Below are 815 nucleotides of genomic sequence, written 5' to 3' on the forward strand. Positions count from 1 at the left end.
GCCCGCGCCTGAACTCCCGTCCCGCCGGGAAGCCCCAGCCGCAGCACCCGCGCCGCGATGCCGCGCGCCGCCAGCAGCGCGGCGACACCCTCGGCCTCCGCCCCGCTCTCGGGGCGCAACCCATGATCCGCGACCAGCGCCAGCAGGTCGCCGCCCCGGTCGCGCGCCCAGCGGTCGGCCAGCAGCGCCAACGCCAGGCTGTGGGGCCCGCCCGAGACGCCAGCCGCGATCCGCGGCGCCACGCCGAAGGGCCCGAGCGGAGCCATCAGCGCGGCGAAATCCTCCGGCGTCAGGCCCGCGCTATCCCCATGCGCGGCGGCTCAGCGGCACTGCGCGCGCCGCCGCGCATCCGTCACGCGGCCCGCCAGGGGCTGCGCCAGGCGCGTGTATTCCGAGGCCAACTGGTCGAGCGTGTCGCAGGCCTCGCGCCGGGCGCCGAAGCCGATGAAGGCGTTGGACAGGCCGAGCAGCGCCTCGGGCGCGCGGCTGGACTGGCGGTTGCGGCGATACGCCTCGTCGAAGGCCAGCGCGGCGTTCTGGAACTGCCGGCGGCCGAGCAGCGCCTCGCCCAGCAGCAGCTGTGCATCCTGCGCGCGCGGCCCGGGCCGCCCGGCGATCACCTCGCGCGCGGCGGCCTCGGCAGTCGGGAAGTCGCCACGGGAGAGCGCCGCCTGGCCATCGGCCAGGGCGCGCTCAGCGGTTCTGGGGCCGGCTTGTGCCGGCGGGCTGGCCGGCTCGGCCTGCCGGGGCGGGACGCTGAACGGGGCCGGGGCCGGCGCCTGGGCGGGCGGCGGCCCCTGCGGAGGGCGGGCGGC

General features: G+C 79.1%; 2 protein-coding genes. Both read right to left on the reverse strand.

Going from position 1 to position 815, the window contains the following annotated elements:
• Window positions 1-266 (reverse strand): ATP-binding protein (locus tag HW578_RS27215; RefSeq protein ID WP_304621657.1); only part of this gene is annotated, 266 nt, incomplete at its 3' end.
• A 54-nt stretch (window positions 267-320) separates the two neighbouring features.
• The coding region (locus HW578_RS27220; RefSeq protein ID WP_198373809.1) for a tetratricopeptide repeat protein at window positions 321-815 on the reverse strand (495 nt) is incomplete at its 5' end.

The organism is Roseomonas rosulenta (assembly GCF_016106005.1).
Lineage (GTDB): Bacteria > Pseudomonadota > Alphaproteobacteria > Acetobacterales > Acetobacteraceae > Neoroseomonas > Neoroseomonas rosulenta.